Here is a 21,822-nt window from a genome sequence, read left to right as displayed (position 1 = left end):
AGACCCCGCTGACAGGCGGGCATGGTGGCTGTCTCGGGCCTTGTGGCGATCCCCAAGGGACACGCACTCGGGCCGTTGCGTAATTGTTGAGGTACCGGGTGTACCGCCACCACCGCGAGTAGTACTACACTGCGTAGAGCTTCGCCAAGTCTCATCCAAGCGACTCACAAGAGCGTGTTCCTAGGCTGACGCCTGCTCCCTGGGGAGTAGTGCGGAATCACCTCAGGGCGGACGCGCGGCCCATCACCGAGCAGGCATGCTCGCAAGGGCCGGAACGTCCGAGGGCGGGCGACCGGAACACAAAGAGCAAGCCGTGGAGGAAACCGATGCGCCTACGTCACGCCGACGGAACGCTCGTTCACCTCGCCTACAACGCAGGCGTCCACCCCGCTGAAGACCTGGAGAACCTGATCGCCCACCTGACCCGTTACGCCGTACCGGTGCGCAAGCGGCTGGGCGTGGAGCGCATGGGTATCGGGCTGTGGCTCTCGCCGAGCGTCGCCGACCACCTCACGGCCGACCGCATCGAGCTCGTACGGCTGCGCCGCTCCCTGGAGGAGCGCGGCCTGGAGGTCGTGAGCCTCAACGGCACCGGTGGCCGCAACCAGGAGGTCCCCGGCCCCGACTGGGCCAAGCCCGAGCGCTACCGCTACACCATGGCCCTGGCCAAGATCCTGGCGTTCCTGCTGCCGGAGGATGTGCGGTTCGGGAGCATCTCGACGATCCCGATCGGATGGCGCCGCGACTGGCCCGCCGATCTGCACTCGATCGCCACCCGCCGCCTCGAGCGCCTGGCGCGCGAGCTGCGCGGCATCTACAGCGTGACAGGCAAGACGATCAGGGTCGGGTTCGAGCCGTGGCCCGGGTGCGTGCTTGAGACGACCGAGCAGGCGCTGGAGCGGGTGTGCGGCATCGACTCCGAGCACCTGGGCGTGTGCCTGGACGCCTGCCACCTCGCCTGCGGGGCCGAGGAGCCCGGTGCGGCACTGAAGGGCCTGGCCGCGGCCGGTGCGCCTGTGGTCAAGCTGGGGCACGTACACAACCACACGGGGGAGACGCCGAGCACGGGTGCCGTGCTGCACGACACGCTCACGGCGATGCTGTCGGGGGCGGTCAGCGGGAGCGCGCACATCGAGGTCGAGACGCACAACCTGACCGTGCCGGGGCGCGCCAAGGGGCCTGGGGCGCTGGTGTCGCTGCTGGCCGACGAGCTGGACTGGGCCCGTACGAACCTCACCAGCCTTGGCCTCCAGCTGGCCGCCTGACCCTTCGGATTCAGAGGGTGCCGAACCAGCCGGGGGTGTCGAGGCGCCAGAGGTTGGCCGGGGTCATCCTGCGCAGGTCGGACTCCAGGGCGTGCAGGCGGTCCTCTCCGAGCTCTGAGGCCCAGCGGGCGCGCAGGGTGTCGAAGATGCGGGCCGAGCGGTTCAGGGCGTCCATTCCGTACGGGGTCAGCCGGACGATCTTGCGTCTGGTGTCGTGGGGGTCGGCGGTTCTTTCCACGTAGCCCACGCGTTCCAGGGTGTCGATGGTCTTGCCCGCGGCCTGTTTGGAGACCCCGAGCGTACGCCCCAGCTCGACGGCCGTCGTGCCGTGCTGGCCGATCGCCTGCATGACGAACCCGTGCATGGGGCGCATGTCCGGATGACCCTGCAGGGCGAGCTCGGCGTGGAGTTCATCGATCAGCACCCGGAACGCGAGCAGCAGACGGAGCGGTAGTTCGAAGCCTTGGCTTGACATGATGGACAACCTGATTGACTATATGGACAACGTAGTTGCCTATCTTAGGGGGTTCACGGAGTGACTGTCGTACGTTCGGCGGAGGCGCGGCGATCGGAGACTCCTACCGGGGTCATGACGACGTTCGCCTCGCCGACGCAGGGAGGGGCCTCCCGGGCGCTGTGGCGGGTCGATGCCCGGCCCGGCGCCGAGGGGCCGGTGCACGACTTCGACAGCGAGCAGGTGTGGAGCTGGGTGGCCGGGACGGCGACCGTGGAGCTGGGCGGTGACACGTTCAGCGTGGCCGCCGGGGACACCGTCGTCATGCCCGCCCATACGGTGCGGCGGGTCCTGGCCGACCCGGCCTCCGGTTACACCGCCATCGTCACGGCCCCCGCCGGCGCGCGGGCCATGGCCGCGGACGGGGCCGACTACGGCGTTCCGCCGTGGATCGCGTGAAAGGAGATCCTGATGTCTGTTGTCATGTCCGCCGATACGCGCAAGACCGAGACGCCCAACGGTGTCATGACCACGCTCGCCTCCCCGACCCAGGGCGGGGCGGGACAGGCGGTGTGGCGGGTGGACGCCAAGCCGGGCATGGTGGGGCCGGTGCACGCGTTCGACGCCGAGCTGGTGTGGACCTGGCTCGACGGGGCGGCCGTCGTCGAGCTGGGCGGTGAACGGGTCGAGGTCGGCGCGGGGGACACCATGGTGCTGCCCGCGAACGTGAGCCGGCAGATGTTCGCGGATCCGGTGCGCGGCTTCGTGTCGATCGTGGTCGCGCCGCCCGGGGCCGAGGCCTACAACCCGGACGGGGTCTCCGAGCCGGACGCCTGCGACCTGGCACCCAAGGGGACAGAGCGGACCATACCCCCGTGGGTCAGGTGACCGGGAGACGGTAGGTGCCGTCGTCCAGGTGCTCGGCCAGTCCGTCGGCGATGAGGCCGTCCAGGGCACGCTCGCGTTGCGCCGTCTCGTCCCACACCGCGTCCAGGGCGGCCTTGGGGACCGGGCCGTGGGCCGACCGCAGCACCTCCAGCAGGCGGCCGCGGCACTGGCGGTCGGTGCCCGCGTACGTCTGGCCCTTGCGCGCGGGGCCGGCGTGCGGCGGCTTGCCTGCCAGCCGCCAGGCGCACAGGTGAGTGATCGGGCAGTCGGCGCAGCGCGGGGCGCGGGCCGTGCAGACGAGCGCTCCCAGCTCCATCACGGCCACGCCCCAGCGGGCGGCGCCCAGTTCGGGCAGGAGGGCCTCGGCGAGCCGCCGCTCGGCCGCCGAGGTGGCTGTAGGAGGGTACTCCTCGGCGCGTACGGCTCTGGCGAAGACCCGGCGGACGTTGGTGTCCAGGACGGCGTGGCGGCCGCCGTACGCGAAGCTGGCGACCGCGGCGGCGGTGTACTCGCCGATGCCGGGCAGCGACAGCAGGGTCGCGTGGTCGGAGGGCACCTCGCCGCCGTGCTCGTCGGTGATGGCCCTCGCGCAGGCGTGCAGCCGGAGCGCCCTGCGCGGGTAGCCGAGCCGGCCCCAGTGGCGTACGGCCTCGCCCGGCTGCTCGGCGGCCAGCGCCTTGGGCGTGGGCCAGCGGGCCATCCAGTCGTGCCAGATGGGCAGCACGCGTACGACCGGGGTCTGCTGGAGCATGATCTCGCTCACCAGTACGCCCCACGGGGTCGCGTCGGCGGCACGCCACGGGAGGTCTCGGGCGTTGTCCTCGTACCAGTCCAGAACGGGGGCGTGTAGGAGGTTCGGCTCAACCACGCGGTCAAGCGTATTCGGAGAATGAAGCTTTCGGCGTGTCGTCACTCAACGTAGCCACTGCGGGAACCATCCTGTGCGTATGGATCCGGATACTATACGTGGCGACGGCGGTGATGTTTACTGGCGCCGCCGGATGAGCGTCCTGGTGGCGGTGCTCGTCGTAGTGGCCGTCGTGGCATGGGCGTGCTCCAGCGGGGGCAGCGGGCCGGAACGCGCGTCCAGCGCGCAGACGTCACCGAGCGCTACGCCCGTCGTCGATCCGCTGCTGGCGGGGCTCCGTACGCTCGCCATGGGCACGGCCAGCCCGTCACCGACCCCGACCACCACCCCCACGGCCACCGCGGCGGCGGCTCCCAAGCGCCCGGGCGACCCCTGCGCCAAGGAGGACCTGGTCCTCAGCCTCCAGGGAGGCAAGGAGGAGATCTACTCGGCCGGCGCCCGGCCGACGTTCATGGTGACGCTGGTGAACATCGGCCCCGTGATGTGCACGGCCGACGTCGGGCCGCGCGCCATGGAGGTCCGCATCACCTCGGGTGAGGACCGCATCTGGTCCACCGCGGACTGCGTCAGCGGGGTGGGCTCGGAGCTCAAGAAACTGCAGCGCGGGGTGCCCTACGTCCGGTCGCTTGAATGGGACCGGCACCGCTCCAGCACCGACTGCCGCGCCACCCCGGCCACCGCGCTGCCGGGGACGTACGTGGCCACGGTGCACATGGGCGAACTCCGCACCCCCAAGGGCGTCTTCCACCTCCGCTGAGCGCCGGCCGGTTCCCCTCCACGGCCGTCTAGGCCCGGTCGTAGCGCATGACCACGATGTTCGAGTCGCAGGTGCGTGACTCGACGAGCCGCAGGTTGAGCCGGTCCTCCCGGGGCAGGAACAGCGGCTTGCCGCCGCCCAGCACGACCGGGTGCACGGCGACGTGGTACTCGTCGATCAGGCCGTGATCGGTGAGCGTGGCGGCCAGCCGGGAGCCGCCGGTCAGCAGCAGGTCCTTGCCGGGCTGCCGCTTGAGCTCGGCGACCTCCTCGGCGACGTTCTCCCTGATGATGGCGGCGGCCCACTCCGTCTCGGCCAGGGTGGCCGAGAAGACGATCTTCGGGGTGCCACGCCAGATCGGCGCGTACGTCAGGACGTGCGGGTGGTCGGACATCGACTCGGCGGTCGGCCAGAAGCTCACCATGCCCTCCCACACGCCGCGCCCGTACAGGAGGGTGTCGACCCGCTCGGTGAGCGCGTCGGAGTACGCCGAGAGCTCCCTGCCCATCACCGGCCAGTCGAACTCGCCCTGAGGCCCGTCGATGTGCCCGTCGACCGAGGTGTGCACCCAGTAGATGATCTTGCGCATGTCCCGCTCCTTCACGTCAGCTGTTCTCGCTTTCGCGGAGGGGTCGGAGGCGCGCGTCCGTTCTCTACATCCAGCCGGAAGTTTTTTGGCTGCTTTGACGGCCACCGCCATTGGCCGAGCAACTTACTTGTCGGCCGGTTAGTATGCAATCCATCTGACGGCCGGTAAGTGCGGAGGATCATTGCCATGCCCACGAAGCAGGCCCACACCTTGGACGTGCCCGGTGCCCGCCTCCACTACCAGGTGCGCGGGCAAGGGCCCGCACTCCTGTTGATCCCTGGAAGCAACGGCGACGCCGACCTGTTCGACACCGTCGCGGACCTGCTCGCCCCTCGTTACACCGTCATCAGCTACGACCGGCGCGGGTTCTCCAGAAGCATCCTCAACGCATCATTCGAAGACGAGGCCTGGGGCGAGACCCACGTCAACGACGCGCGTCGCCTGCTGCGGACAGTCGCGAAGGGCCCGGCGCACGTCTTCGGCAGCAGCGCGGGCGCAGTCATCGGACTCGCCCTGATCAGCCAGAGCCCCGGCCTGGTCACCAGGCTGATCGCCCACGAGCCGCCCCTGGCGGAGATGCTGACCGATGCCGCCAGATGGCGGACGTTCTTCCAGCAGGTGTACGACACCTACCGGCGGGACGGCGCGGGCCCGGCGATGCAGATGTTCATGACCGGCATCGGCCTGGACTCACTCCAGCGACCAGCCGACATCGACCCTGACCTGATCCGCCGCCTGTCCGGCAACCTCGGCTTCTTCCTCGATCACGAAGTGCGGCAGGCGCCCGGCCATCGCCCCGATCTGGCGACCCTGGACGCCCAGCAGGCGCGGATCGTGATGGCCGGCGGCCGGGACTCCCGGCAGCACTTTCCCTACCGGGCCGGCCTTGCCCTGGCCGACCGCTGGGGGAAACGCGTGATCGATTTCCCGGGCGACCACACCGGCTACTGGTCCGACCCGGCCGGGTTCGCCACTACCCTCATCGACGTCCTGGACGGCCCGAGGACCTAGCCGCCCGGGCGGAGGCGACGAGGCCGATCCTGGGCGGTCTAGACGTAGCGTTCGAGGATGGAGGACTCGGCCAGGCGGGAGAGGCCCTCTCGGACGCTACGGGCGCGCGACTCCCCGACTCCCCCCACCGCCTGCAGGTCGTCGATGCTGGCCGCCAGCAGCTTCTGCAGCCCGCCGAAATGGTTCACCAGGCGCTCCACCACCGTGGCCGGCAGGCGTGGAACCTTGGCCAGGAGGCGGAAGCCCCGGGGGCTGACCGGGCTGTCCAGCTTGTCGGTGCCGATGTGGCCCAGGACGTGGGCGACGGTCCCGAGGTCCAGCAGTTCGGTGCCCGACAGCTTGTCCAGGTCGTGCATCGCGTCGATCAGGCGCCTCTGTCGGCGGCCGGAGGGGGCCGGGAGGTAGTCGCGGACGACCAGCTCGCGCTCCGAGTCGACGCCGGCCACCAGCTCGTCCAGCTGCAAGGACAGCAGGCGGCCGTCCGTGCCCAGCTCGACCACGTAGCCCTTGATCTCGTCGGCGATCCTGCGGACCATCTCGAGGCGCTGGGCGACCGCGGACACGTCTCTGACCGTGACCAGGTCCTCGATCTCCAGGGCCGAAAGGGTGCCCGAGACCTCGTCCAGGCGGTGTTTGTAGCGCTCGAGGGTGGCCAGGGCCTGGTTGGCCTTGGAGAGGATGACCGCCGACTCCTCCAGGACGTAGCGGATGCCGTCGAGGTAGAGGGCGATGATGCGCATCGACTTGCTGATGGCGATGATCGGCAGGCCCGTCTGCCTGGCCACGCGCTGGGCGGTGCGGTGGCGGGTGCCGGACTCGTCGGTGGGGATGGCGGGGTCGGGCACCAGGTGCACGGCGGCGCGTACGATCTTGTGTTCGTCGCTCAGCACGATGGCGCCGTCCATCTTGGCCAGCTCGCGCAGCCGGGTGGCAGAGAAGTCGACGTCGAGCTCGAAACCGCCGCTGCAGACCTCTTCGACGACCTGGTTGTAGCCGAGCACGATCAATCCGCCGGTCTGCCCGCGCAGGATCCGTTCCAGGCCGTCGCGGAGAGGTGTGCCCGGGGCCACCGCGGCCAGGGCCTCGCGACGACGGTCGTCCAGACTCCTATCCACATGACCCCCGTGTCGATCGGTCACGCCCAGCTTAGCCGCGCTATGTCACGTGTGTGAGGGCGTCCCAGACGTTCTCCGCCTGCACCACCTCGAACCCGGGTGCGAACGCCACCGGCCCCACCGGCACCAACGCGCGCTGTCCGTTGCGCCTGCGGCCGCCTTCTTCCAGGGATCCGGCGGGTACGAGTGCCCGCTTGAAACCGAGCCTGGCCGCCTCCGTCAGTCTCCTGCGTACGTCCTTGACCGGGCGCAACTCGCCCGCCAGGCCCACCTCGCCGAGCGCCACCAGCCCAGGAGGCAGGGGCTTGTCCCCGGCGGCGCTGGCGACTGCCAGCATGACCGAGAGGTCCACGGCCGGGTCGGCCAGCTTGATGCCGCCCACGGTGGCGGTGAACACGTCGCAGCCGCCCAGCCGGGCGTTGAGCCGGCGCTCCAGGACGGCGAGGATCATCTGCACGCGGTATGTGTCGAGGCCCGATGACGTGCGCCTGGGCTGCTGCGCCTCCGTGCGGGCGACCAGGGCCTGGACCTCGGCGGGGAGCGGGCGCGTGCCCTCGACGGTGACGGTGACGCAGGTGCCGGGCACCGGCTCGCTGCGCCGGGAGACGAACAGGCCACTCGGGTCGGTGATGCCCTCGATGCCCCGCTCGTGCAGGTCGAAGCAGCCGACCTCGTCGGTGGGCCCGAACCGGTTTTTGACCGCGCGGACCATGCGCAGCCTGGAGTGGCGGTCGCCCTCGAAGTTGAGCACCACGTCGACCAGGTGCTCAAGCGTGCGCGGGCCCGCGATGGAGCCCTCCTTGGTGACGTGGCCGACGAGCACGGTGGCCATGTTGCGCTCCTTGGCCAGGCGGACCAGGTTTGCGGCCACCTCACGGACCTGCGTCACCCCGCCCGGCACGCCGGTGGCCTGCGCGGAGCCGACCGTCTGCACCGAGTCGACCACCAGCAGCCTGGGCTGGATCTTCTCCACATGGGCGACCAGGGCCGACAGCTCGGTCTCCGCGGCGAGGTAGAGGTGGTCGCGGATCGCGCCGATGCGGTCGGCTCGCAGCCGCACCTGGGCCGCCGACTCCTCGCCCGTGACATAGAGGACCGTCTCACGCTCGGCGATGCTGGCCGCGGCCTGCAACAGGAGCGTGGACTTGCCGATGCCCGGCTCGCCAGCCAGCAGCACGACCGCTCCCGGCACCAGGCCGCCGCCGAGCACCCGGTCGAGCTCGCCGACGCCGGTCGTGCGCGCGGTCGCCACCTCGGCCTTGACCTGCCCGATCGGCACGGCGGGCGCGGTGGTGGCGCCGGCCTGGACGACGTTGACGCCGGCGCGCGCGCCCTCCTCGTCGACCGTGCCCCACGCCTGGCACTCGCCGCACCTGCCCACCCATTTCGTGGTGCGCCACCCGCACTCGGCACAGCGGTATCCGGGCTTCTGGGCTGTCTTGGCCATGCGGAGCAGGCTAGCGGCACGTACTGACAATCTTCGACAGGCGCGGCCCCGTGGATTACTCCAGGCCCAGCTCCGAGACGAGCATGCGCTTGGGCTTGGCCCCGACGACCTGCTTGACCGGCTCGCCGTTCTCGAACAGCAGCAGCGTCGGAATGCCCATCACGCCGTAACGGGCCATGATCTCCGGGTTTTCGTCGGTGTTGAGCTTGCCGATGGTCAGGCCGTGCTCCGCCTCGATCTGGTCCAGCACCGGCGCCACCATGCGGCAGGGCCCGCACCACTCCGCCCAGAAGTCGACCAGCACCGGCTTGTCGCTCTTGAGCACCTGCTCCTCGAAGTTCTCGGTGGTCAGCTTGATCATGTCTATCCCCTTACGAAGCAACCTGGGCATGACTGCGCGAGCTGGGCGGCCACCTCGGCGCGGCGGGCGAGCAGGACACGGATCTCCTCGTCGATCTCGTTGAGCTTGCGCTCGTAGACCTCGACCGACTCCGCGCACGAGCCGCCCGTGCTGTGCCCCCGGCGCAGGCAGTCGACGAACGGCCGCGTGTCCTCCAGCGTGAAACCCACTTTGAGCAGCGCCCGGATCTCGGACACCAGCCGGACGTCGTCCTCGCTGTAGTCACGGTAGCCGTTGGCCGTGCGACGGGCTCTGAGCAGGCCGTGCTGCTCGTAGTAGCGGAGCGAGCGGGTGCTCACTCCGGTACGTTCCGCCAGCTCTCCGATGCGCATGCCACCACGGTAAACGTTGACACTGACGTCAAAGTCAAGGCCGAGAGGAAGTGCCGTCGCCTGGAGGAGCGTGTGAGGCCATGAACTCAGTAGTAACGCCACCGCAGCACGTTCGGATAGGCGAGCTCCAGGCCCGGCGTCTCGGCTATGGCCTGCTCGGCCACGTCGGGCGCGAACTCGATACGCAGCACCGCCTCGAGGTCCGCCCGCCGCTCGAAGGCCATCCTGAGGTCGAGCGGCCGCCGCTGCCACCCCTGGCGGACCCAGAACGACTCGACCTCCCGGGCGGAGTACGCCGGCACCGTACGCGAGAACCAGCGGCCGAACGACCCGCGCGTGGCGTCGAGGTCGAGGACGAAGGCCGCGCCGCCGCGGCGTACCACGCGGGACAGCTCGCGCAGGCCGGGCTCGCAGCCGGGACCGAAGAAGTACGCCCAGCGCGCGACGGCCACGTCCACGCTCGCGTCGGGGAGGGGAAGGTTCTGGGCCGCGGCGGCATGCACGGTCACGTTGGCCAGCCCGGCGCAGCGGCGGCGGGCGAGCATGGCGAGGTCCTCGTGCGGCTCCACCCCGATCACCGTCCCCGCCGTGGCGGAGAGCGCGGGCAGGTGGTACCCGGTGCCGCAGCCGATGTCGAGCACCGTGCCGCCGTCCCAGGGGCGCAGCGCGCGCATCGCCTCGTCGGCCGCGCCTTCGGGATCGACGGCGCGGTTCTCCAGCTCGTAGATCTGGGGGGTGTTCCAGATGTTCGGGCTGGGGATCGCACCTTTCGCTATCCGTGGCATGCCCCAACGGTAAGTGCAGTGTGGCGAGCCGTTGGACGCGGCTCACCAAAGGGGCTTTCGCGCCAGATCGGCTCCACCGGCTTAGGCTGGCAGCGTGGCTGATGTCATCCGCGTGCCCAATGCGAAGATCGCATTGTCCACCGCCTCGGTATATCCGGAACGCACTCCTGACGCGTTCGAGCTGGCCGCGCGCCTTGGCTACGACGGCGTGGAGATCATGGTGGGCGCCGACCCGGTGAGCCAGGACATCGACGTGATCGAGCGGCTCTCCGAGCACTACCATGTCCCCGTCCTGGCCATTCACGCGCCCTGCCTGCTGGTCACCCAGCGGGTCTGGGGCCGCGATCCCTGGGCCAAACTGGTCAAGGCGCGCAAGGCGGCCGAACGCCTGGGCGCCTCGACAGTCGTGGTCCATCCGCCGTTCCGCTGGCAGCGTGACTACGCCCGGGAGTTCGAGACGGGTCTGGCCAGGATGCGCGACGAGACCGATGTCGCGTTCGCGGTCGAGAACATGTTCCCGCTCAGGGCCAGGGGCAACGACGTGGTGCCCTACTCGCCCGACTGGAACCCGATCGACTACGACTTCCCCCAGGTCACGCTCGACCTGTCGCACACGGCGGTGTCGGGCTCCGACGCCATGGAGATGGCCGTCAAGCTCGGCGACAGGCTGGCTCACGTTCACCTGGCCGACGGCCTCGGCGTGACGAACAAGGACGAGCACCTCGTGCCCGGCAGGGGCAACCAGCCGTGCGCCCAGCTGCTGGAGCGCCTGGCCAACACCGCCTACTCGGGGCTGGTGGTGCTGGAGGTCAACACGCGCAAGGCGGCCAGCCGTACCGAACGGATCGACGACCTGGCGGAGGGGCTCGCGTTCGCGCGGCTGCACCTGGCGGCCTCCTCATGAACATGGGGCCGATCAAGGACCTGGCCAGGGTGTTCGACAGGGTGGCCGACGCGTACGACGCGGGCAGGCCCGGCTATCCCGACGAGCTGTACCGCGCGCTGAGCGAGGTGTCCGGCGTCGAGCTCGACGGCGCCACCACGGTGGACGTCGGCGCGGGCACCGGCATCATGACGCGCGCGCTCAGGTCGCGCGGGTCCCACGTCATCGCGATCGACCCGGGCGCGGAGATGCTCGCCCGCCTGGTCTCGCGTTCGGAGAGCGGTCCGCCCGCCGTCGCGGCCGTGCTGGCCGACGGCAACACGCTTCCGCTGGCCGACGGGGTGGCCGACCTGGTGACGTACGCGCAGTCGTGGCACTGGCTCGACCCGGTGGCGTCGATCGCCGAGGCCAGGCGGGTGCTGCGGCCCGAGGGGGCCATCGTGGGCTGCTGGAACTTCAACCACGCGGCCCAGGCCGACTGGCTGGCCGCCTACGAGGCCCGCCTGGCGGAGGCCGTGCCCACTTACTACGGCCCCGCGGTCGAGCAGTGGTCGGTGCCGCCCATCGCCTCGTCCTTCGAGGTGATCGAGGAGCGCTGGATCCCCTGGACCAGGCTGGTCGGCATCGAGCACTTCCTGCTCGATCTGCGCTCACACTCCTACATGGCGGCGCTCTCGCCGGAGTCCGCCGACGAGCTGGTCGATCGGCAGCGCGTGGAGCTGCGCGAGGAGTTCCCCGAAGGCATGCTGCCCGTGCCGATGCGGGTCTACCTGGCGGTGGGCAGGTGACCACCAAGCGCAAGCCCGGGCGCAGGCCGGGGTCGGCCGACACGCGTGGGGAGATCCTCACCGCGGCCAGGAAGGTGTTCGCGGAGAAGGGGTTCGACAAGGCCACTGTGCGTGGCATCGCCCGCGAGGCCGAGGTCGATCCCGCTCTCGTGCACCACTACTTCGAGACCAAGGAGGGTATTTTCGCGGCGGCCATGCAGCTGCCGATCACTCCGGACGCCGTCATCGCGCTGCTGCTCGAAGGGCCGCGCGAGGAGATCGCCGAGCGGCTTGTAGACCTGATACTGAAGGTCACCGCCACGCCGGAGACGCGTGAGCCGATGGTGGCCCTGATCCGCTCGGCCATGACCAACGAGCAGGCGGTCACGATGTTCCGCGAGTTCATCACCAACGCGCTGCTCTACCAGGTGGCCGACCGGCTCGGCGTGCCGCACCTGCGGATCGAGGCGGCGTTCGCGCAGATGTTCGGCGTCATCATGGGGCGTTACGTGATCAAGCTGGAGCCCCTGGCCAGCGCCAGCCACGACGAGCTGGTGGAGCTGCTCGTGCCCACCATTCAGAGGTACTTGGCCGTCTAGAGCATTGTTCTGCATAACCCGGTGACCATAGGGTATGTCGCGTATTCCGGAAATATTACCCGCGGGTAGGATTCTCGGGAGATGCCTGCGAAGCGGGTGACCGTACGCTGACAGCCAACGTCGTCTGTGGGAGGACCCGTGCTCTGGGTAGCCATCATCGGGCTTTTGATGACCGTCCTGGCGGTGGCCGTCGCGGGCCGCAGGGTGCTGTTCCTGTTCAAGCTCGCGACAGTGGGGCCTCCCGCGCCCGAGCGGATCGAGTACGCCAAGACCCATGCCACGGACGAGCTCAAGGCGCAGCTCGTCGAGGTGTTCGGGCAGAAGAAGCTGCTGAAGTGGACGCCGTCGGGCACCGCGCACTTCTTCGTCATGTGGGCGTTCTTCATCCTGCTGACCGTCTACATCGAGGCGTACGGCGCGATCATCCAGGGCGCGATCACCGGCACGCCCGACTTCCACATCCCGCTGATCGGCACGTGGGGTGTGCTCGGCTTCCTGCAGGACTTCATCGCGGTCGCGTGTGTGCTCGGCCTGATCGCGTTCGCCGCGATCCGGATCAAGAACTCACCCAAGACGCTCGGCCGCACCTCCCGCTTCTCCGGCTCGCACCTGGGCGGCGCGTGGCTCGTCCTGTTCATGATCTTCAACATCATCTGGACGCTGTTCCTCGCCCGTGGCGCGGCGGCCGCCAACGGCAACTTCCCCTACTCCTCCGGGGCGTTCGTCTCGCTGGGGCTGGGGAACGTGCTGCCGCAGAGCGCGCTGCTGGAGGAGATCGCGCTGCTGCTGCACATCGGCTTCATGCTGGTGTTCCTGGTCATCGTGGTGAACTCCAAGCACCTGCACATCTTCACCGCGCCGCTCAACGTGCTCTTCTCGCGCCGCCCCGACGGCCTGGGCGGCGCGCCCGAGATGCGCGTGGACGGCAAGCCGGTCGACTTCGAGGACGAGGACCTCGACCCGGAGAGGCTCGGGCGCGGCAAGATCGCCGACACCACGTGGAAGGGCTTCCTGGACTTCTACTCCTGTACGGAGTGCGGCCGCTGCCAGTCGCAGTGCCCGGCGTGGAACACCGACAAGCCGCTGTCGCCGAAGATGCTCATCCTCGACCAGCGTGACCACGCCTTCCAGGTGGCCCCGTACCTGCTGGCGGCCCAGCAGGGCGTCGAGCACAAGGACACCGACGTACTGGCGCTGCTGGAGAAGCCGCTGGTCGGCGAGGACGGCGTGATCCACCCTGACGTGCTCTGGTCGTGCACCAACTGCGGCGCCTGTGTCGAGCAGTGCCCGGTGGACATCGAGCACATCGACCACATCCTCGACATGCGCCGCTACCAGGTGATGGTGGAGTCGTCGTTCCCGTCCGAGGCGGGGGCGATGGTGAAGAACCTGGAGAACAAGGGCAACCCGTGGGGCATGTCCGAGATGAAGCGGGCCGACTGGATCGCCGAGCTCGACTTCGAGGTCGAGGTCGTCGACGAGAAGATGCCCGAGGACGCCGAGTACCTGTTCTGGGTGGGCTGCGCGGGCGCGCTCGAAGACCGGGCCAAGAAGACCACCAAGGCCGTGGCGGAGCTGCTGCACATAGCGGGCGTGAAGTTCGCGGTGCTCGGCCCTATGGAGGCGTGCACCGGCGACCCGGCCCGCCGCCTGGGCATGGAGTACCTGTTCAACATGCTGGCCCAGCAGAACATCGAGACGCTCAACGAGGCCGGCGTCAAGAAGATCGTCGCCACCTGCCCGCACTGCTTCAACACCCTGGCCAACGAGTACCCGCAGCTGGGCGGCACGTACGAGGTGGTGCACCACACCCAGCTGCTGTCGAAGCTCGTGGACGAGGGGCTGCTCACCCCGATCACGCCGATCGAGGAGAAGATCACCTACCACGACCCGTGCTTCCTCGGCCGCCACAACAAGGTCTACTCCCAGCCCCGCGACATCATGTCGAAGGTGCCGGGCGTCCAGACCCAGGAGATGCACCGCCACAAGGACCGCGGCTTCTGCTGCGGCGCCGGCGGCGCGCGCATGTGGATGGAGGAGCGCATCGGCAAGCGCATCAACACCGAGCGCGTGGACGAGGCCCTGACCACCAACCCCGACACCGTCTCCACCGCCTGCCCGTTCTGCATGGTGATGCTCGGCGACGCGATCAACGAGAAGAAGAACAACGGCGAGGCCAAGGAGTCCCTCGAAGTCGTGGACGTGGCCCAGCTGTTGATCAAGTCGGTCAAGGGCGCTTCCTGACCGCCGGCTGTCGGACTCCCTCACCGCTGCTGTGGGGGAGTTCGCACGTCAGCGAGCCAAGTGTCCGTAATCCGGCATCCACATAACGGGAAAATCACGGTAACCTCAACGTCGCATGGCTCTATTCGACGGGGAGGGGGCTCGTGATGGGCGTCGTCGTCACGGACGCCGAAGTCACCTTGGCCGACGTCCTCGCCCTCCGGCTCGCCATCGACGCACCACTGGAAGACGGCACCGAACTCGTGCTCAGGCATCGCACCACGGGGGTGGAACGCGACGTGCGACTCGGCACGCCAGGCGCACGGGCCCGTGAGGCCACGCTCGCGGTCTCGCTGGCGCCGCTGGAGCTCACCACGGGCCGCTGGGACGCCTACCTGCGCCGGGACGGCAAGCGCAGCAGGCTGCGCAGCGTCGATCCCGGCTTCTCGCTCGACCACCTCGACGCGTACGCCCTGTGCAGGCGGACCCTCGCCTACCGCTCGTACCGAACGCGCAACGGCTACCTGGCGCTGAAGATCTCAGACGCCGAACCGGTGGCCGAGGTGCGCGCGATCTGGTTCAGGGAGGGGCGGTTCGAGGTGACGGGCCTGCTGGCGTACACAGGGCTCGAGGACGACGACTCCCGCCACGAGGCCATGCTGACCCTGGAGCGCAGGCAGACGAACGCGCGGATCCGCGCCACGGCCACCGTGCAGGGCGTGCGCTTCCACGCCGCCGTCTCGCTGGTGGACGTGGTGGGGGCGGACCCCGATGCCGAGGTGGGCTCCGGCACGTGGGAGCCCGCGCTGGAGGTCGAGGGGTTGTCCACGCCGCTCAAGATGGGCTCGCGGCTCGACGACGTCGACGGCAAGAGACGCCGGCTGCACTATCCCTCGGCCACTGTGGACGGCGTGCCCATCAGACCCTGCTACACCGCGGACGACGAGCTGCGCATCGAGGTGGGCGGATGAAGGTCAGCCTGGTCCTCGCCTCCGCGTACGCCATGCGGGGCGACGTGCGCGCCACACTGAACCTCGCCACCGCCCTGTCCGAGCGGCACGACGTCGAGGTGATCAGCGTCCGGCGGCAGAAGGAGAAGCCGTTCTTCCCCGTCGGGCCCAAGGTGACCATGCGCAGCGTGATCGACGCCAGGCCGGGCGTCAGGCACCTGTTCCCGCGCGGGCAGGTACGCACCGAGGTGGCGTTGTGGCGGCTCCTGCGTAACCTCAAGTCCGACGTACTGATCACGACCAGGCCGGGGCTCGGCGTCCAGGCCGCCAGGCATGCCCCGCGCGAGACCCTGAAGATCGCCAGGGAGTGGGGCAGGCCCGTCGTGCCAGGGCCGGTGAAACGTCTCTATCCGCGCCTGGACGCCGTCGTGACGGCCACGGAGTCGGCCGGCGAGGAGTGGAGCAAACTGCTCACCGACGGGCCCGCCGTGCACTCCGTGCTGGACGCGCTGCCCAGCGGCCCGTGGCCGCGTTCGCGCATGGACAACAGGATCGTGGCGGCCGGCGGGCGGTGGGTGCCGGTCAAGGCGTACGACCGGCTGATCCAGGCGTTCGCGATCGTGGCGGACAAGCGGCCCGACTGGCGGCTGCGGCTGTACGGCGGCGGCCCGGAGGAGCGGCGGCTGCGCGCGCTGGTCCGCGACCTCGACCTGCACAACCACGTCTACTTCATGGGCACGACCCCCGACCTGGCGGGCGAGTTCGCCAAGGCGTCGATCGTGGCCACCACCTCGCGCACCGAGGACCTCGGCATGGCCGTGCTCGAGGCCATGGGCTGCGGGGTGCCCGTGGTGGCCTTCGAAGGGGCCAGAGGGCCACAGGAGTTCGTGGCGACGGGCTACAACGGCGTGCTGGTGCCCGAGAGCGAGGGCGAACTGGAGCTGTTCGCGGCGGCCCTGCTGGCGCTGATCGACGACGAGCGCAGGCGGCGCTCGCTCGCGGCGGGCGCACTCGACACCGCGGTGCGCCACGCGGCCGGCGAGGTGGCCGAGCAGTGGGAGAAGCTCATCACCGACCTCGGCTGAGCGCTTACCTGTAGACCCCTATCGGGTTACGGGTACCGTAGAGGCCATGCATGGGTATAGCGGAGACAAGCAGGCATATCTGACGCGTCTCAGGCGGATCGAGGGTCAGATCAGGGGCCTGCAGCGCATGGTCGATGACGACGCCTACTGCATCGACGTGCTCACCCAGGTCTCCGCGGCCACGCGGGCGCTCCAGGCGGTGGCGCTGGGGCTGCTGGAGGAGCACATCTCCCACTGCGTGGCGGACGCGATCAACACCGGCGGGCCGGAGGCCGAGGCGAAGGTCAAGGAGGCCTCGGCGGCCATCGCGCGCCTCGTCCGCTCTTAGTCCTCCTTCAGAAGGACCCGTACGGCGCGATTGACTAGTTATAGGAAACCCCGGAAACCAGTTAACTAGGTTCCCGGGGCTAGTAATCGTGATTGATCCTTCAGCGGCTCGCCGAAGTCCGCAATCCGAGCGCGTCGTCGAGTTCGTCCAAGGTCAGCCGCCGCTCGCTGACAGCCACGGCCGTGAGCACCTCGGCGTAGAGCGCAATCTCGTCCAACGCGACACGGTCGTGGACCCGAGAGTCCAGGTCATCGTGCCCCACCGCGTCGTCCTTCCTTCCGCAGCCCACACCCTCTACGAGGTTACGGCGATGTCCCTTCTGGCGACATGGCCCATCGGAGTCATTCCTTTCCGATCCTCGGGGGCCCCAGTGGGGTCATTTCCCGAATCGGAGATCACAATTCGGAGAATTACCTGTGACCTCAAGTGTTAGAACGATATAGGCGGAGTAAGGGTGAAATAACGCTATTTGTGGTTTAGGTGTGGTCTGTGTGGTTGTCGTCGCGTTCGGGGACGAGCCTGCGCACCAGTGCCGCCTGCCCGGCCAGTCCACCCTGCGGCACCTTGGCCCCCGTCAGCGTGCCCCACGCGAGGCCGGTGGCGTACGCGGCCCCGAGCACGGCCGCCGCGCTCGTCCGATCGGGCGGCGCCACCTCCGGCGCCGGCGCGGGCTTGGTCAGCACGCCGCCCTGCACGGGGAAGCCGTCGGGCTCGGTCGACTCGCTCGCGGAGGTGCCGGTGAGCCCGGCGCGGTCCAGTTCCCCGTACGCGCGCCTGAGCCGGTGGTCCAGCCGGGCCGGCAGCGCCCCTTTGGAGTCGGACAGGTCGGCCAGGAACGTGGCGGCGGCCATGGGCGGGTCGGGCGTGAAGGACAGCGCCTCCACCAGGTCGTAGACGGCGTGTGAGAAGTGCGACTCCGGGTCGTTCTCGACGAGCAGGGCCCGGCACAGCCGGCGCGGGCAACGCTCCAGCCACGCCGCGCGCAGCGCCTCCGCGTCCGTGAGGTCGGCATTGAGGCCCGGCCGGCGCAGCATGGGCTCGACCATCGTGAGCAGCGCCAGCGCCCGAGGCCTGAAACGGGTGTCGGACAGCAGGATCTGGGCCGTGTCCGCCATGATGGCGGCGAGCCTCAGCGCGGCGCGCGGGCGGCCCGCCTCCTGCCGCTCGGACACGAGCGTGACGAGGTCCAGCAGCGGCGGCGCGGGCAACCAGCGCACCCACTCGTCGCCGGGCAGCGAGCGCCGCAGATATTCGCCGAACACGGTGATCAGCCGCTCGTTGCCGTCGAACGCGGGCGCGTACGCGCACCACATGATCGTGCCCCAGATGGCCGCCACCGTGCTCGGCACGTCGGAGGCGAAGATCTCGTCGAAGGCCGTCAGCGGGTAGTCCAGCTCCGACTTGCGCCCGCTGGCCCGCAGCAGCACCCTGAGCCGCTCGGTAAGGTCCTCCGACACGTCAGGGCCGATGAACGCCTGGGTGGAGCCCGGCTCGGCGTGGAAGTCGGGCCCGTTCGGGATCACGACGTCGGGCAGCACCGCCGCCGGGTGCTGTACCTGGCGCGCCCGTACGCCCCTCGGAGGCGGCGCGAGGTGCCAGCGGCCGTCGGCCGGGTCGTGCAGGTGCCAGCGCGCGTGCGCACCGAAGAGCCACCTGTCGCCATCTGGGGTCACAAGAATTCTGGCCGCCAGTACGTGGGCGCGATCCGGCACGGAAAGCCCTTGCCAGCGCGGGTCCGCGACCATCGCTCGGACCTCCGCCTCGGCGGAGGTGAACGCATCCCAAGGTCGCACGGGCGTCATCGTACTGGGCAGCTTCCGATCACCCATCGGTATTTCACGGCAGAATGTCGGCTATGAGGGCGAAGGTAGCAGGGGTGCTGGCGGTCGTCGGCGCGCTCTCCGCTTGCGGCACGACCACGTCCGCACAACCGTCCCCGACGGGGCCGGGCGTGCTCACGCTGGACAACGCCGAGCCGCCGACGCCCGGGGGTGAGGTGGGCGGGGCCTCGACGGAGTTCCAGGACGCCACGGACATGTCGATGTGGACCAAGCTGAGCGACACGGAGAAGGACGTCGACAGAATCGCCAAGCTCGACGTGAACAAGACCGTGAAGGGCTCGTTGTATCTCGAGCCCAAGACCTCGACCTGGTTCGACGGCTTCCGCGGCCCCTTCGTCTACCAGGAGCTGGCGGGGGACATCCTCATGTACGCCAGGGTCAAGGTCGAGGGCAAGAAGGGCGGGCAGCCCAAGCGGAAGTTCTCGCTCGGCGGCCTGATGGCCCGCCAGCCCGGTTCGTACGCCAAGCCCAACTGGGTGTCGGTCACCACCGGCACGGCCGACGAGAGCGGCCAGGTCGAGGTGAAGTACACCCAGGACGGCAGCTCCAAGCCGCAGGAGCTGGCCGTCAAGGCCGGCTGGGTGGACCTCGCGCTCGGCAGGGTGGGCCGCGCTTTCGTCGCTCTCTACAGGGAGGACGGCGGCAAGTGGAAGGTCGGCCGGCGCTGGCCGTCCAACCTCCCCGATGTGCTCCAATGGGGTGTCACCGCCTATAGCGACTGGGACAGCTACAACTTGCTCAAGAAGGACGAGACCAAGGCCAACGCCAAGCAGATCAAGGGCGTGCCCGACCTGAAGCTGACCGTGGACTTCGTCCGCTTCCTCCGGCCGGAGCTGCCCGAGTACGCCGACCCGCTCAACACCGCATCGGTGTCGGACGAGGTCCTGATCAAAGCGATGACGCCTGCCGGTGCCTGAGCGCCTTGGCCATGTAGTTGTCCGGCGTGCGGGCGAAGGAGGCCCGGTCGTCGTCGGTGAGCTCGCGCACGATCTTCCCGGGCACACCGGCGACCAGCACGCCGGACGGGATCCTCTTGCCCGGGCCGACGAGCGCTCCGGCCGCCACCAGCGTGCCCGCGCCGATGCGGGCGCCGCCCAGCACGATCGCGCCGATGCCGATCAGCGCGCCCGACTCCACGTGGGCGCCGTGGACCATGGCCTTGTGGCCCAGGCTGACCCGGTCCTCCAGGATCGCGGGCTCGCCCGGATCGGCGTGCAGGCAGGACAGATCCTGTACGTTGCACTCTTCCCCGACCTCTATCCGCTCGTCGTCCCCTCTGAGAACGGAGCCGTACCAGATGCTGGACGCCCGTCCCACGCGAACGCTGCCGACCACCACGGCGCCAGGGGCTATGTACGCCTCGGGGTGTATGTCTGGGACTGCCCCGTTATCCAATGCTGCAATGTACATCCGAGACATCGTAATTCCAGGTCCGGCTGTGGCGTTCCGGTTGCGGACGTGGGCAGATGGCAGGAAAGTCGTTTCCTGACGTCTCGTCGTCAGACCCTCACAACCCGCAGTTTTCCCCCCGCCTCACGCAAACCACTCATTAGGTAGCCCCCATGATGAACCAGCACGAGAGCATTCCTGATCTGATGCAAGAGGACACCTTCGAAGTCGTGATGCGCGGTTACAACCGCCGTCAGGTCCACGACTACATGATCCGTACCCGTAACCAGATAAGGGACCTGGAAGAGCGGCTGGCCCGGGCCATCGACCAGGCCGAGCAGGGCCGCATCGAGCTGGCGGAGGCCAGGCGGCGCATGGTCGAGACGCCGCAGAACTACGAGGACCTCAGCCCCAGGCTCGCCCAGATTCTCCGGCTCGGCGAGGAGGAGGCCGCGGCCAAGCGGGAGGACGCGGAGGCCGAGGCGGCCAGCGTTCGCGACGCGGCCAAGTCGGAGGCCGACCGGCTCGTGACCACGTCGCGTGAGACCGCCGACAAGATCCTCACCTCCGCCCAGGCGGAGGCGGAGCGGCGGGTGAACGAGGCGACGCAGGCCGCGGAGCGGATGCTGGCCCAGGCGGGCACGGACGCGGAGGAGCAGCTCGCGGCCGCCCGCACAGAGGCCGAGGACCTGCTGCGCGACTCGCGCAGCGAGTCCGAGCGGCTGATCGCGGCCGCCCAGGCCGAGTCGGAGCAGCTCCTGCAGTCCGCCAACGCGCAGGCCGACCAGCTGGTGTCGGCAGCGCGTGGCGATTCCGAGGCCATGCTGGCCTCCGCGCGCCAGCGCACCGCCGCGCTGGACGAGCAGGCGGGGCGGCGGGTCGAATACCTGACCAACACGCACACGGAGGTCGTGCGGCGGCTGACCGAGGTCAGCTCGGTGCTCGGCGACCTCATGCGCAAGGAGTCGACGGCCGGGCCGCTGATCCCCGAGCCGGCCACGTCTCCCGTGTCGCCCCAGGACGAGGTGCGGGTCATCGTGGACACGGACGACGAGGCGGACAAGCCCGAGGTGAAGGGCGGCGTCTCCGACGACACCGACGTCCACATCGTCCGGCTGTCCGAGGTCCACAAGTAACCCTGCCCCGGCCACCCCACGTCGCGCACGACCCGGGGGCGTATGGGCTGCACGCCTCGGCATGAGCGCGCACCCCGAGCTCGAGCCGGCGCCCGTATGGGTGCCGCTCGAAAGGGGGCGCACAGGCGACGGCGCGTTGGTCGCACGCGTGAGAGGGCGGCGCGGCTCTTGCGGCGCCGCGGTCCCGGAGAGCGGTGTCCGGGCCCGGGAGGGCGGCGTGGGGGCGCGCAGAGCGGGTTGTGCGGTCGCGTGGTGAGGAGTCGCCGGGAGGGCCGCGGAGCGGAAGCCCCCGCCCCCGATAGGGTCGGAGGCTTCCGCGTTCGTGGCCCCTCCTGGATTTGGAGGCCCGGTGCCGGAGCCGCCGAGACGCTGGACCCGGCACCGGGCTGCTTGTGGACGCCGGCCGCGGAACGCTCCACGGCCCGCGTCATGGAGGTGCGGGCCCGGCTTGCCGCGGGTGCTGCTCGTGGGCCCGCATCTCCTGATCCCGGAGCTGGTCGCGCAGACCGTCCGGGTCGTCCGCGTCGATGGTCATCGCACATCCGGCAGCGCGCTGCGCCGCGCTGAGCGGATGGTGTCTCGTGGCCCACCAGCGGCCCGCGTCGCTCCGCCAGATGGTCCACTGGGGGTACTCCCGGGCGATCTCGGCAAGATGCCGATCAAACGACATCGCTGTCCGCCTTTCCCGGCCCCCAGGCGAGGTTCCATCT

The 21,822-nt window shown here is 69.6% G+C and carries 25 protein-coding genes; 14 read left to right on the top strand and 11 right to left on the bottom strand.

Going from position 1 to position 21,822, the window contains the following annotated elements:
- Positions 1-326 precede the first annotated feature (326 nt).
- A complete protein-coding gene (locus ACQPWU_RS58650; protein ID WP_433435733.1) occupies positions 327-1,265 on the top strand; it encodes a TIM barrel protein in 939 nt (312 codons plus the stop codon).
- A gap of 10 nt (positions 1,266-1,275) precedes the next feature.
- Here ACQPWU_RS58650 and ACQPWU_RS58645 read toward each other — a convergent pair whose 3' ends face one another.
- A complete protein-coding gene (locus ACQPWU_RS58645; protein WP_433435732.1) occupies positions 1,276-1,740 on the bottom strand; it encodes a MarR family winged helix-turn-helix transcriptional regulator in 465 nt (154 codons plus the stop codon).
- Positions 1,741-1,800: 60 nt separating this feature from the next.
- On the opposite strand from ACQPWU_RS58645, the gene ACQPWU_RS58640 reads away from it, so the two are divergent.
- Both ACQPWU_RS58640 and ACQPWU_RS58635 read left to right on the top strand, forming a co-directional pair.
- Entirely contained in the window at positions 1,801-2,178 is a 378-nt protein-coding gene (locus ACQPWU_RS58640; protein WP_433435731.1) for a cupin domain-containing protein, read from the top strand.
- 12 nt (positions 2,179-2,190) lie between these two features.
- Positions 2,191-2,607, top strand: a complete 417-nt coding sequence (locus ACQPWU_RS58635) for a cupin domain-containing protein (RefSeq protein WP_433435730.1) — start codon at positions 2,191-2,193, stop codon at positions 2,605-2,607.
- Here ACQPWU_RS58635 and ACQPWU_RS58630 read toward each other — a convergent pair.
- Positions 2,600-3,358: an A/G-specific adenine glycosylase gene (locus ACQPWU_RS58630; protein ID WP_433445560.1), complete on the bottom strand. Its 759-nt coding sequence runs from the start codon at positions 3,356-3,358 to the stop codon at positions 2,600-2,602. The two genes, ACQPWU_RS58635 and ACQPWU_RS58630, sit on opposite strands and share 8 nt — an antisense overlap.
- A gap of 196 nt (positions 3,359-3,554) precedes the next feature.
- Here ACQPWU_RS58630 and ACQPWU_RS58625 point away from each other — a divergent pair, with 196 nt between their 5' ends.
- Complete coding sequence (locus tag ACQPWU_RS58625) at positions 3,555-4,232, top strand: hypothetical protein (protein WP_433435729.1); 678 nt, start codon at positions 3,555-3,557, stop codon at positions 4,230-4,232.
- 28 nt (positions 4,233-4,260) lie between these two features.
- Here ACQPWU_RS58625 and ACQPWU_RS58620 read toward each other — a convergent pair whose 3' ends face one another.
- On the bottom strand, positions 4,261-4,821 hold the full coding sequence (locus tag ACQPWU_RS58620; protein ID WP_433435728.1) for a dihydrofolate reductase family protein: 561 nt from the start codon (positions 4,819-4,821) through the stop codon (positions 4,261-4,263).
- A gap of 186 nt (positions 4,822-5,007) precedes the next feature.
- Between ACQPWU_RS58620 and ACQPWU_RS58615 the strand changes: the two genes are divergently transcribed.
- On the top strand, positions 5,008-5,832 hold the full coding sequence (locus tag ACQPWU_RS58615; protein WP_433435727.1) for an alpha/beta fold hydrolase: 825 nt from the start codon (positions 5,008-5,010) through the stop codon (positions 5,830-5,832).
- 38 nt (positions 5,833-5,870) lie between these two features.
- Here the strand turns inward: ACQPWU_RS58615 and disA are convergent, their stop codons facing one another.
- The 5 genes from disA to ACQPWU_RS58590 all read right to left on the bottom strand — a co-directional run bounded on the left by disA (position 5,871) and on the right by ACQPWU_RS58590 (position 9,911).
- Positions 5,871-6,947 (bottom strand): DNA integrity scanning diadenylate cyclase DisA, encoded by a 1,077-nt coding sequence (gene disA, locus ACQPWU_RS58610; RefSeq protein ID WP_433435726.1) that lies wholly within the window; start codon positions 6,945-6,947, stop codon positions 5,871-5,873.
- 40 nt (positions 6,948-6,987) lie between these two features.
- Positions 6,988-8,394 (bottom strand): DNA repair protein RadA, encoded by a 1,407-nt coding sequence (gene radA, locus ACQPWU_RS58605; protein WP_433435725.1) that lies wholly within the window; start codon positions 8,392-8,394, stop codon positions 6,988-6,990.
- Between the two features lie 55 nt (positions 8,395-8,449).
- Positions 8,450-8,755 carry a thioredoxin gene (gene trxA / locus ACQPWU_RS58600; RefSeq protein ID WP_360683912.1) on the bottom strand — a complete coding sequence of 102 codons (306 nt, stop codon included), beginning with the start codon at positions 8,753-8,755 and terminating at the stop codon, positions 8,450-8,452.
- Between the two features lie 2 nt (positions 8,756-8,757).
- A complete protein-coding gene (locus ACQPWU_RS58595) occupies positions 8,758-9,126 on the bottom strand; it encodes a MerR family transcriptional regulator (RefSeq protein WP_433435724.1) in 369 nt (122 codons plus the stop codon).
- Between the two features lie 86 nt (positions 9,127-9,212).
- Complete coding sequence (locus tag ACQPWU_RS58590; protein WP_433435723.1) at positions 9,213-9,911, bottom strand: class I SAM-dependent methyltransferase; 699 nt, start codon at positions 9,909-9,911, stop codon at positions 9,213-9,215.
- Between the two features lie 94 nt (positions 9,912-10,005).
- On the opposite strand from ACQPWU_RS58590, the gene ACQPWU_RS58585 reads away from it, so the two are divergent.
- From ACQPWU_RS58585 to ACQPWU_RS58555, 7 genes are all read left to right on the top strand, one after another.
- Entirely contained in the window at positions 10,006-10,815 is an 810-nt protein-coding gene (locus ACQPWU_RS58585) for a sugar phosphate isomerase/epimerase family protein (protein ID WP_433435722.1), read from the top strand.
- 2 nt (positions 10,816-10,817) lie between these two features.
- Entirely contained in the window at positions 10,818-11,582 is a 765-nt protein-coding gene (locus tag ACQPWU_RS58580) for a class I SAM-dependent methyltransferase (RefSeq protein ID WP_433435721.1), read from the top strand.
- Positions 11,579-12,160: a TetR family transcriptional regulator gene (locus ACQPWU_RS58575; protein WP_433435720.1), complete on the top strand. Its 582-nt coding sequence runs from the start codon at positions 11,579-11,581 to the stop codon at positions 12,158-12,160. The genes ACQPWU_RS58580 and ACQPWU_RS58575 overlap by 4 nt, the downstream gene beginning before the upstream one ends.
- Positions 12,161-12,298: 138 nt before the next feature.
- On the top strand, positions 12,299-14,404 hold the full coding sequence (locus ACQPWU_RS58570; RefSeq protein ID WP_433435719.1) for a (Fe-S)-binding protein: 2,106 nt from the start codon (positions 12,299-12,301) through the stop codon (positions 14,402-14,404).
- Between the two features lie 146 nt (positions 14,405-14,550).
- Positions 14,551-15,354 carry a hypothetical protein gene (locus tag ACQPWU_RS58565; RefSeq protein WP_360683951.1) on the top strand — a complete coding sequence of 268 codons (804 nt, stop codon included), beginning with the start codon at positions 14,551-14,553 and terminating at the stop codon, positions 15,352-15,354.
- Positions 15,351-16,418: a glycosyltransferase gene (locus ACQPWU_RS58560; RefSeq protein WP_433435718.1), complete on the top strand. Its 1,068-nt coding sequence runs from the start codon at positions 15,351-15,353 to the stop codon at positions 16,416-16,418. The genes ACQPWU_RS58565 and ACQPWU_RS58560 overlap by 4 nt, the downstream gene beginning before the upstream one ends.
- A gap of 46 nt (positions 16,419-16,464) precedes the next feature.
- Entirely contained in the window at positions 16,465-16,746 is a 282-nt protein-coding gene (locus ACQPWU_RS58555) for a metal-sensitive transcriptional regulator (protein ID WP_080044376.1), read from the top strand.
- A gap of 476 nt (positions 16,747-17,222) precedes the next feature.
- Here the strand turns inward: ACQPWU_RS58555 and ACQPWU_RS58550 are convergent, their stop codons facing one another.
- Complete coding sequence (locus ACQPWU_RS58550) at positions 17,223-18,548, bottom strand: hypothetical protein (RefSeq protein WP_433435717.1); 1,326 nt, start codon at positions 18,546-18,548, stop codon at positions 17,223-17,225.
- A 53-nt stretch (positions 18,549-18,601) separates the two neighbouring features.
- Here ACQPWU_RS58550 and ACQPWU_RS58545 point away from each other — a divergent pair, with 53 nt between their 5' ends.
- Positions 18,602-19,504: a hypothetical protein gene (locus ACQPWU_RS58545; protein WP_433435716.1), complete on the top strand. Its 903-nt coding sequence runs from the start codon at positions 18,602-18,604 to the stop codon at positions 19,502-19,504.
- Here ACQPWU_RS58545 and ACQPWU_RS58540 read toward each other — a convergent pair.
- On the bottom strand, positions 19,476-19,997 hold the full coding sequence (locus ACQPWU_RS58540; protein WP_378520897.1) for a gamma carbonic anhydrase family protein: 522 nt from the start codon (positions 19,995-19,997) through the stop codon (positions 19,476-19,478). The genes ACQPWU_RS58545 and ACQPWU_RS58540 overlap by 29 nt on opposite strands.
- 152 nt (positions 19,998-20,149) lie before the next feature.
- Between ACQPWU_RS58540 and ACQPWU_RS58535 the strand changes: the two genes are divergently transcribed.
- Entirely contained in the window at positions 20,150-21,112 is a 963-nt protein-coding gene (locus ACQPWU_RS58535; RefSeq protein WP_433435715.1) for a hypothetical protein, read from the top strand.
- A gap of 427 nt (positions 21,113-21,539) precedes the next feature.
- On the opposite strand, the gene ACQPWU_RS58530 is transcribed toward ACQPWU_RS58535, so the two are convergent.
- Positions 21,540-21,782 (bottom strand): hypothetical protein, encoded by a 243-nt coding sequence (locus ACQPWU_RS58530; RefSeq protein ID WP_433435714.1) that lies wholly within the window; start codon positions 21,780-21,782, stop codon positions 21,540-21,542.
- Positions 21,783-21,822 lie beyond the last annotated feature (40 nt).

The organism is Nonomuraea sp. CA-141351, assembly GCF_050944675.1.
Classification (GTDB): Bacteria; Actinomycetota; Actinomycetes; order Streptosporangiales; family Streptosporangiaceae; genus Nonomuraea.
Note: the sequence above shows the minus strand (reverse complement) of the source record. Positions and strands in the feature narration are given on the sequence as shown.

What these genes read in the sequence shown, in the direction of transcription:
- ACQPWU_RS58650 (WP_433435733.1), top strand. Translation starts at nt 327, where the DNA reads ATGCGCCTACGTCACGCCGACGGAACGCTCGTTCACCTCGCCTACAAC.
- ACQPWU_RS58645 (WP_433435732.1), bottom strand. Translation starts at nt 1,740, where the DNA reads ATGTCAAGCCAAGGCTTCGAACTACCGCTCCGTCTGCTGCTCGCGTTC.
- ACQPWU_RS58635 (WP_433435730.1), top strand. Translation starts at nt 2,191, where the DNA reads ATGTCTGTTGTCATGTCCGCCGATACGCGCAAGACCGAGACGCCCAAC.
- ACQPWU_RS58630 (WP_433445560.1), bottom strand. Translation starts at nt 3,358, where the DNA reads ATGCTCCAGCAGACCCCGGTCGTACGCGTGCTGCCCATCTGGCACGAC.
- ACQPWU_RS58625 (WP_433435729.1), top strand. Translation starts at nt 3,555, where the DNA reads ATGGATCCGGATACTATACGTGGCGACGGCGGTGATGTTTACTGGCGC.
- ACQPWU_RS58620 (WP_433435728.1), bottom strand. Translation starts at nt 4,821, where the DNA reads ATGCGCAAGATCATCTACTGGGTGCACACCTCGGTCGACGGGCACATC.
- ACQPWU_RS58615 (WP_433435727.1), top strand. Translation starts at nt 5,008, where the DNA reads ATGCCCACGAAGCAGGCCCACACCTTGGACGTGCCCGGTGCCCGCCTC.
- radA (WP_433435725.1), bottom strand. Translation starts at nt 8,394, where the DNA reads ATGGCCAAGACAGCCCAGAAGCCCGGATACCGCTGTGCCGAGTGCGGG.
- trxA (WP_360683912.1), bottom strand. Translation starts at nt 8,755, where the DNA reads ATGATCAAGCTGACCACCGAGAACTTCGAGGAGCAGGTGCTCAAGAGC.
- ACQPWU_RS58595 (WP_433435724.1), bottom strand. Translation starts at nt 9,126, where the DNA reads ATGCGCATCGGAGAGCTGGCGGAACGTACCGGAGTGAGCACCCGCTCG.
- ACQPWU_RS58590 (WP_433435723.1), bottom strand. Translation starts at nt 9,911, where the DNA reads ATGCCACGGATAGCGAAAGGTGCGATCCCCAGCCCGAACATCTGGAAC.
- ACQPWU_RS58580 (WP_433435721.1), top strand. Translation starts at nt 10,818, where the DNA reads ATGGGGCCGATCAAGGACCTGGCCAGGGTGTTCGACAGGGTGGCCGAC.
- ACQPWU_RS58565 (WP_360683951.1), top strand. Translation starts at nt 14,551, where the DNA reads ATGGGCGTCGTCGTCACGGACGCCGAAGTCACCTTGGCCGACGTCCTC.
- ACQPWU_RS58560 (WP_433435718.1), top strand. Translation starts at nt 15,351, where the DNA reads ATGAAGGTCAGCCTGGTCCTCGCCTCCGCGTACGCCATGCGGGGCGAC.
- ACQPWU_RS58555 (WP_080044376.1), top strand. Translation starts at nt 16,465, where the DNA reads ATGCATGGGTATAGCGGAGACAAGCAGGCATATCTGACGCGTCTCAGG.
- ACQPWU_RS58550 (WP_433435717.1), bottom strand. Translation starts at nt 18,548, where the DNA reads ATGACGCCCGTGCGACCTTGGGATGCGTTCACCTCCGCCGAGGCGGAG.
- ACQPWU_RS58545 (WP_433435716.1), top strand. Translation starts at nt 18,602, where the DNA reads ATGAGGGCGAAGGTAGCAGGGGTGCTGGCGGTCGTCGGCGCGCTCTCC.
- ACQPWU_RS58540 (WP_378520897.1), bottom strand. Translation starts at nt 19,997, where the DNA reads ATGTACATTGCAGCATTGGATAACGGGGCAGTCCCAGACATACACCCC.
- ACQPWU_RS58535 (WP_433435715.1), top strand. Translation starts at nt 20,150, where the DNA reads ATGATGAACCAGCACGAGAGCATTCCTGATCTGATGCAAGAGGACACC.
- ACQPWU_RS58530 (WP_433435714.1), bottom strand. Translation starts at nt 21,782, where the DNA reads ATGTCGTTTGATCGGCATCTTGCCGAGATCGCCCGGGAGTACCCCCAG.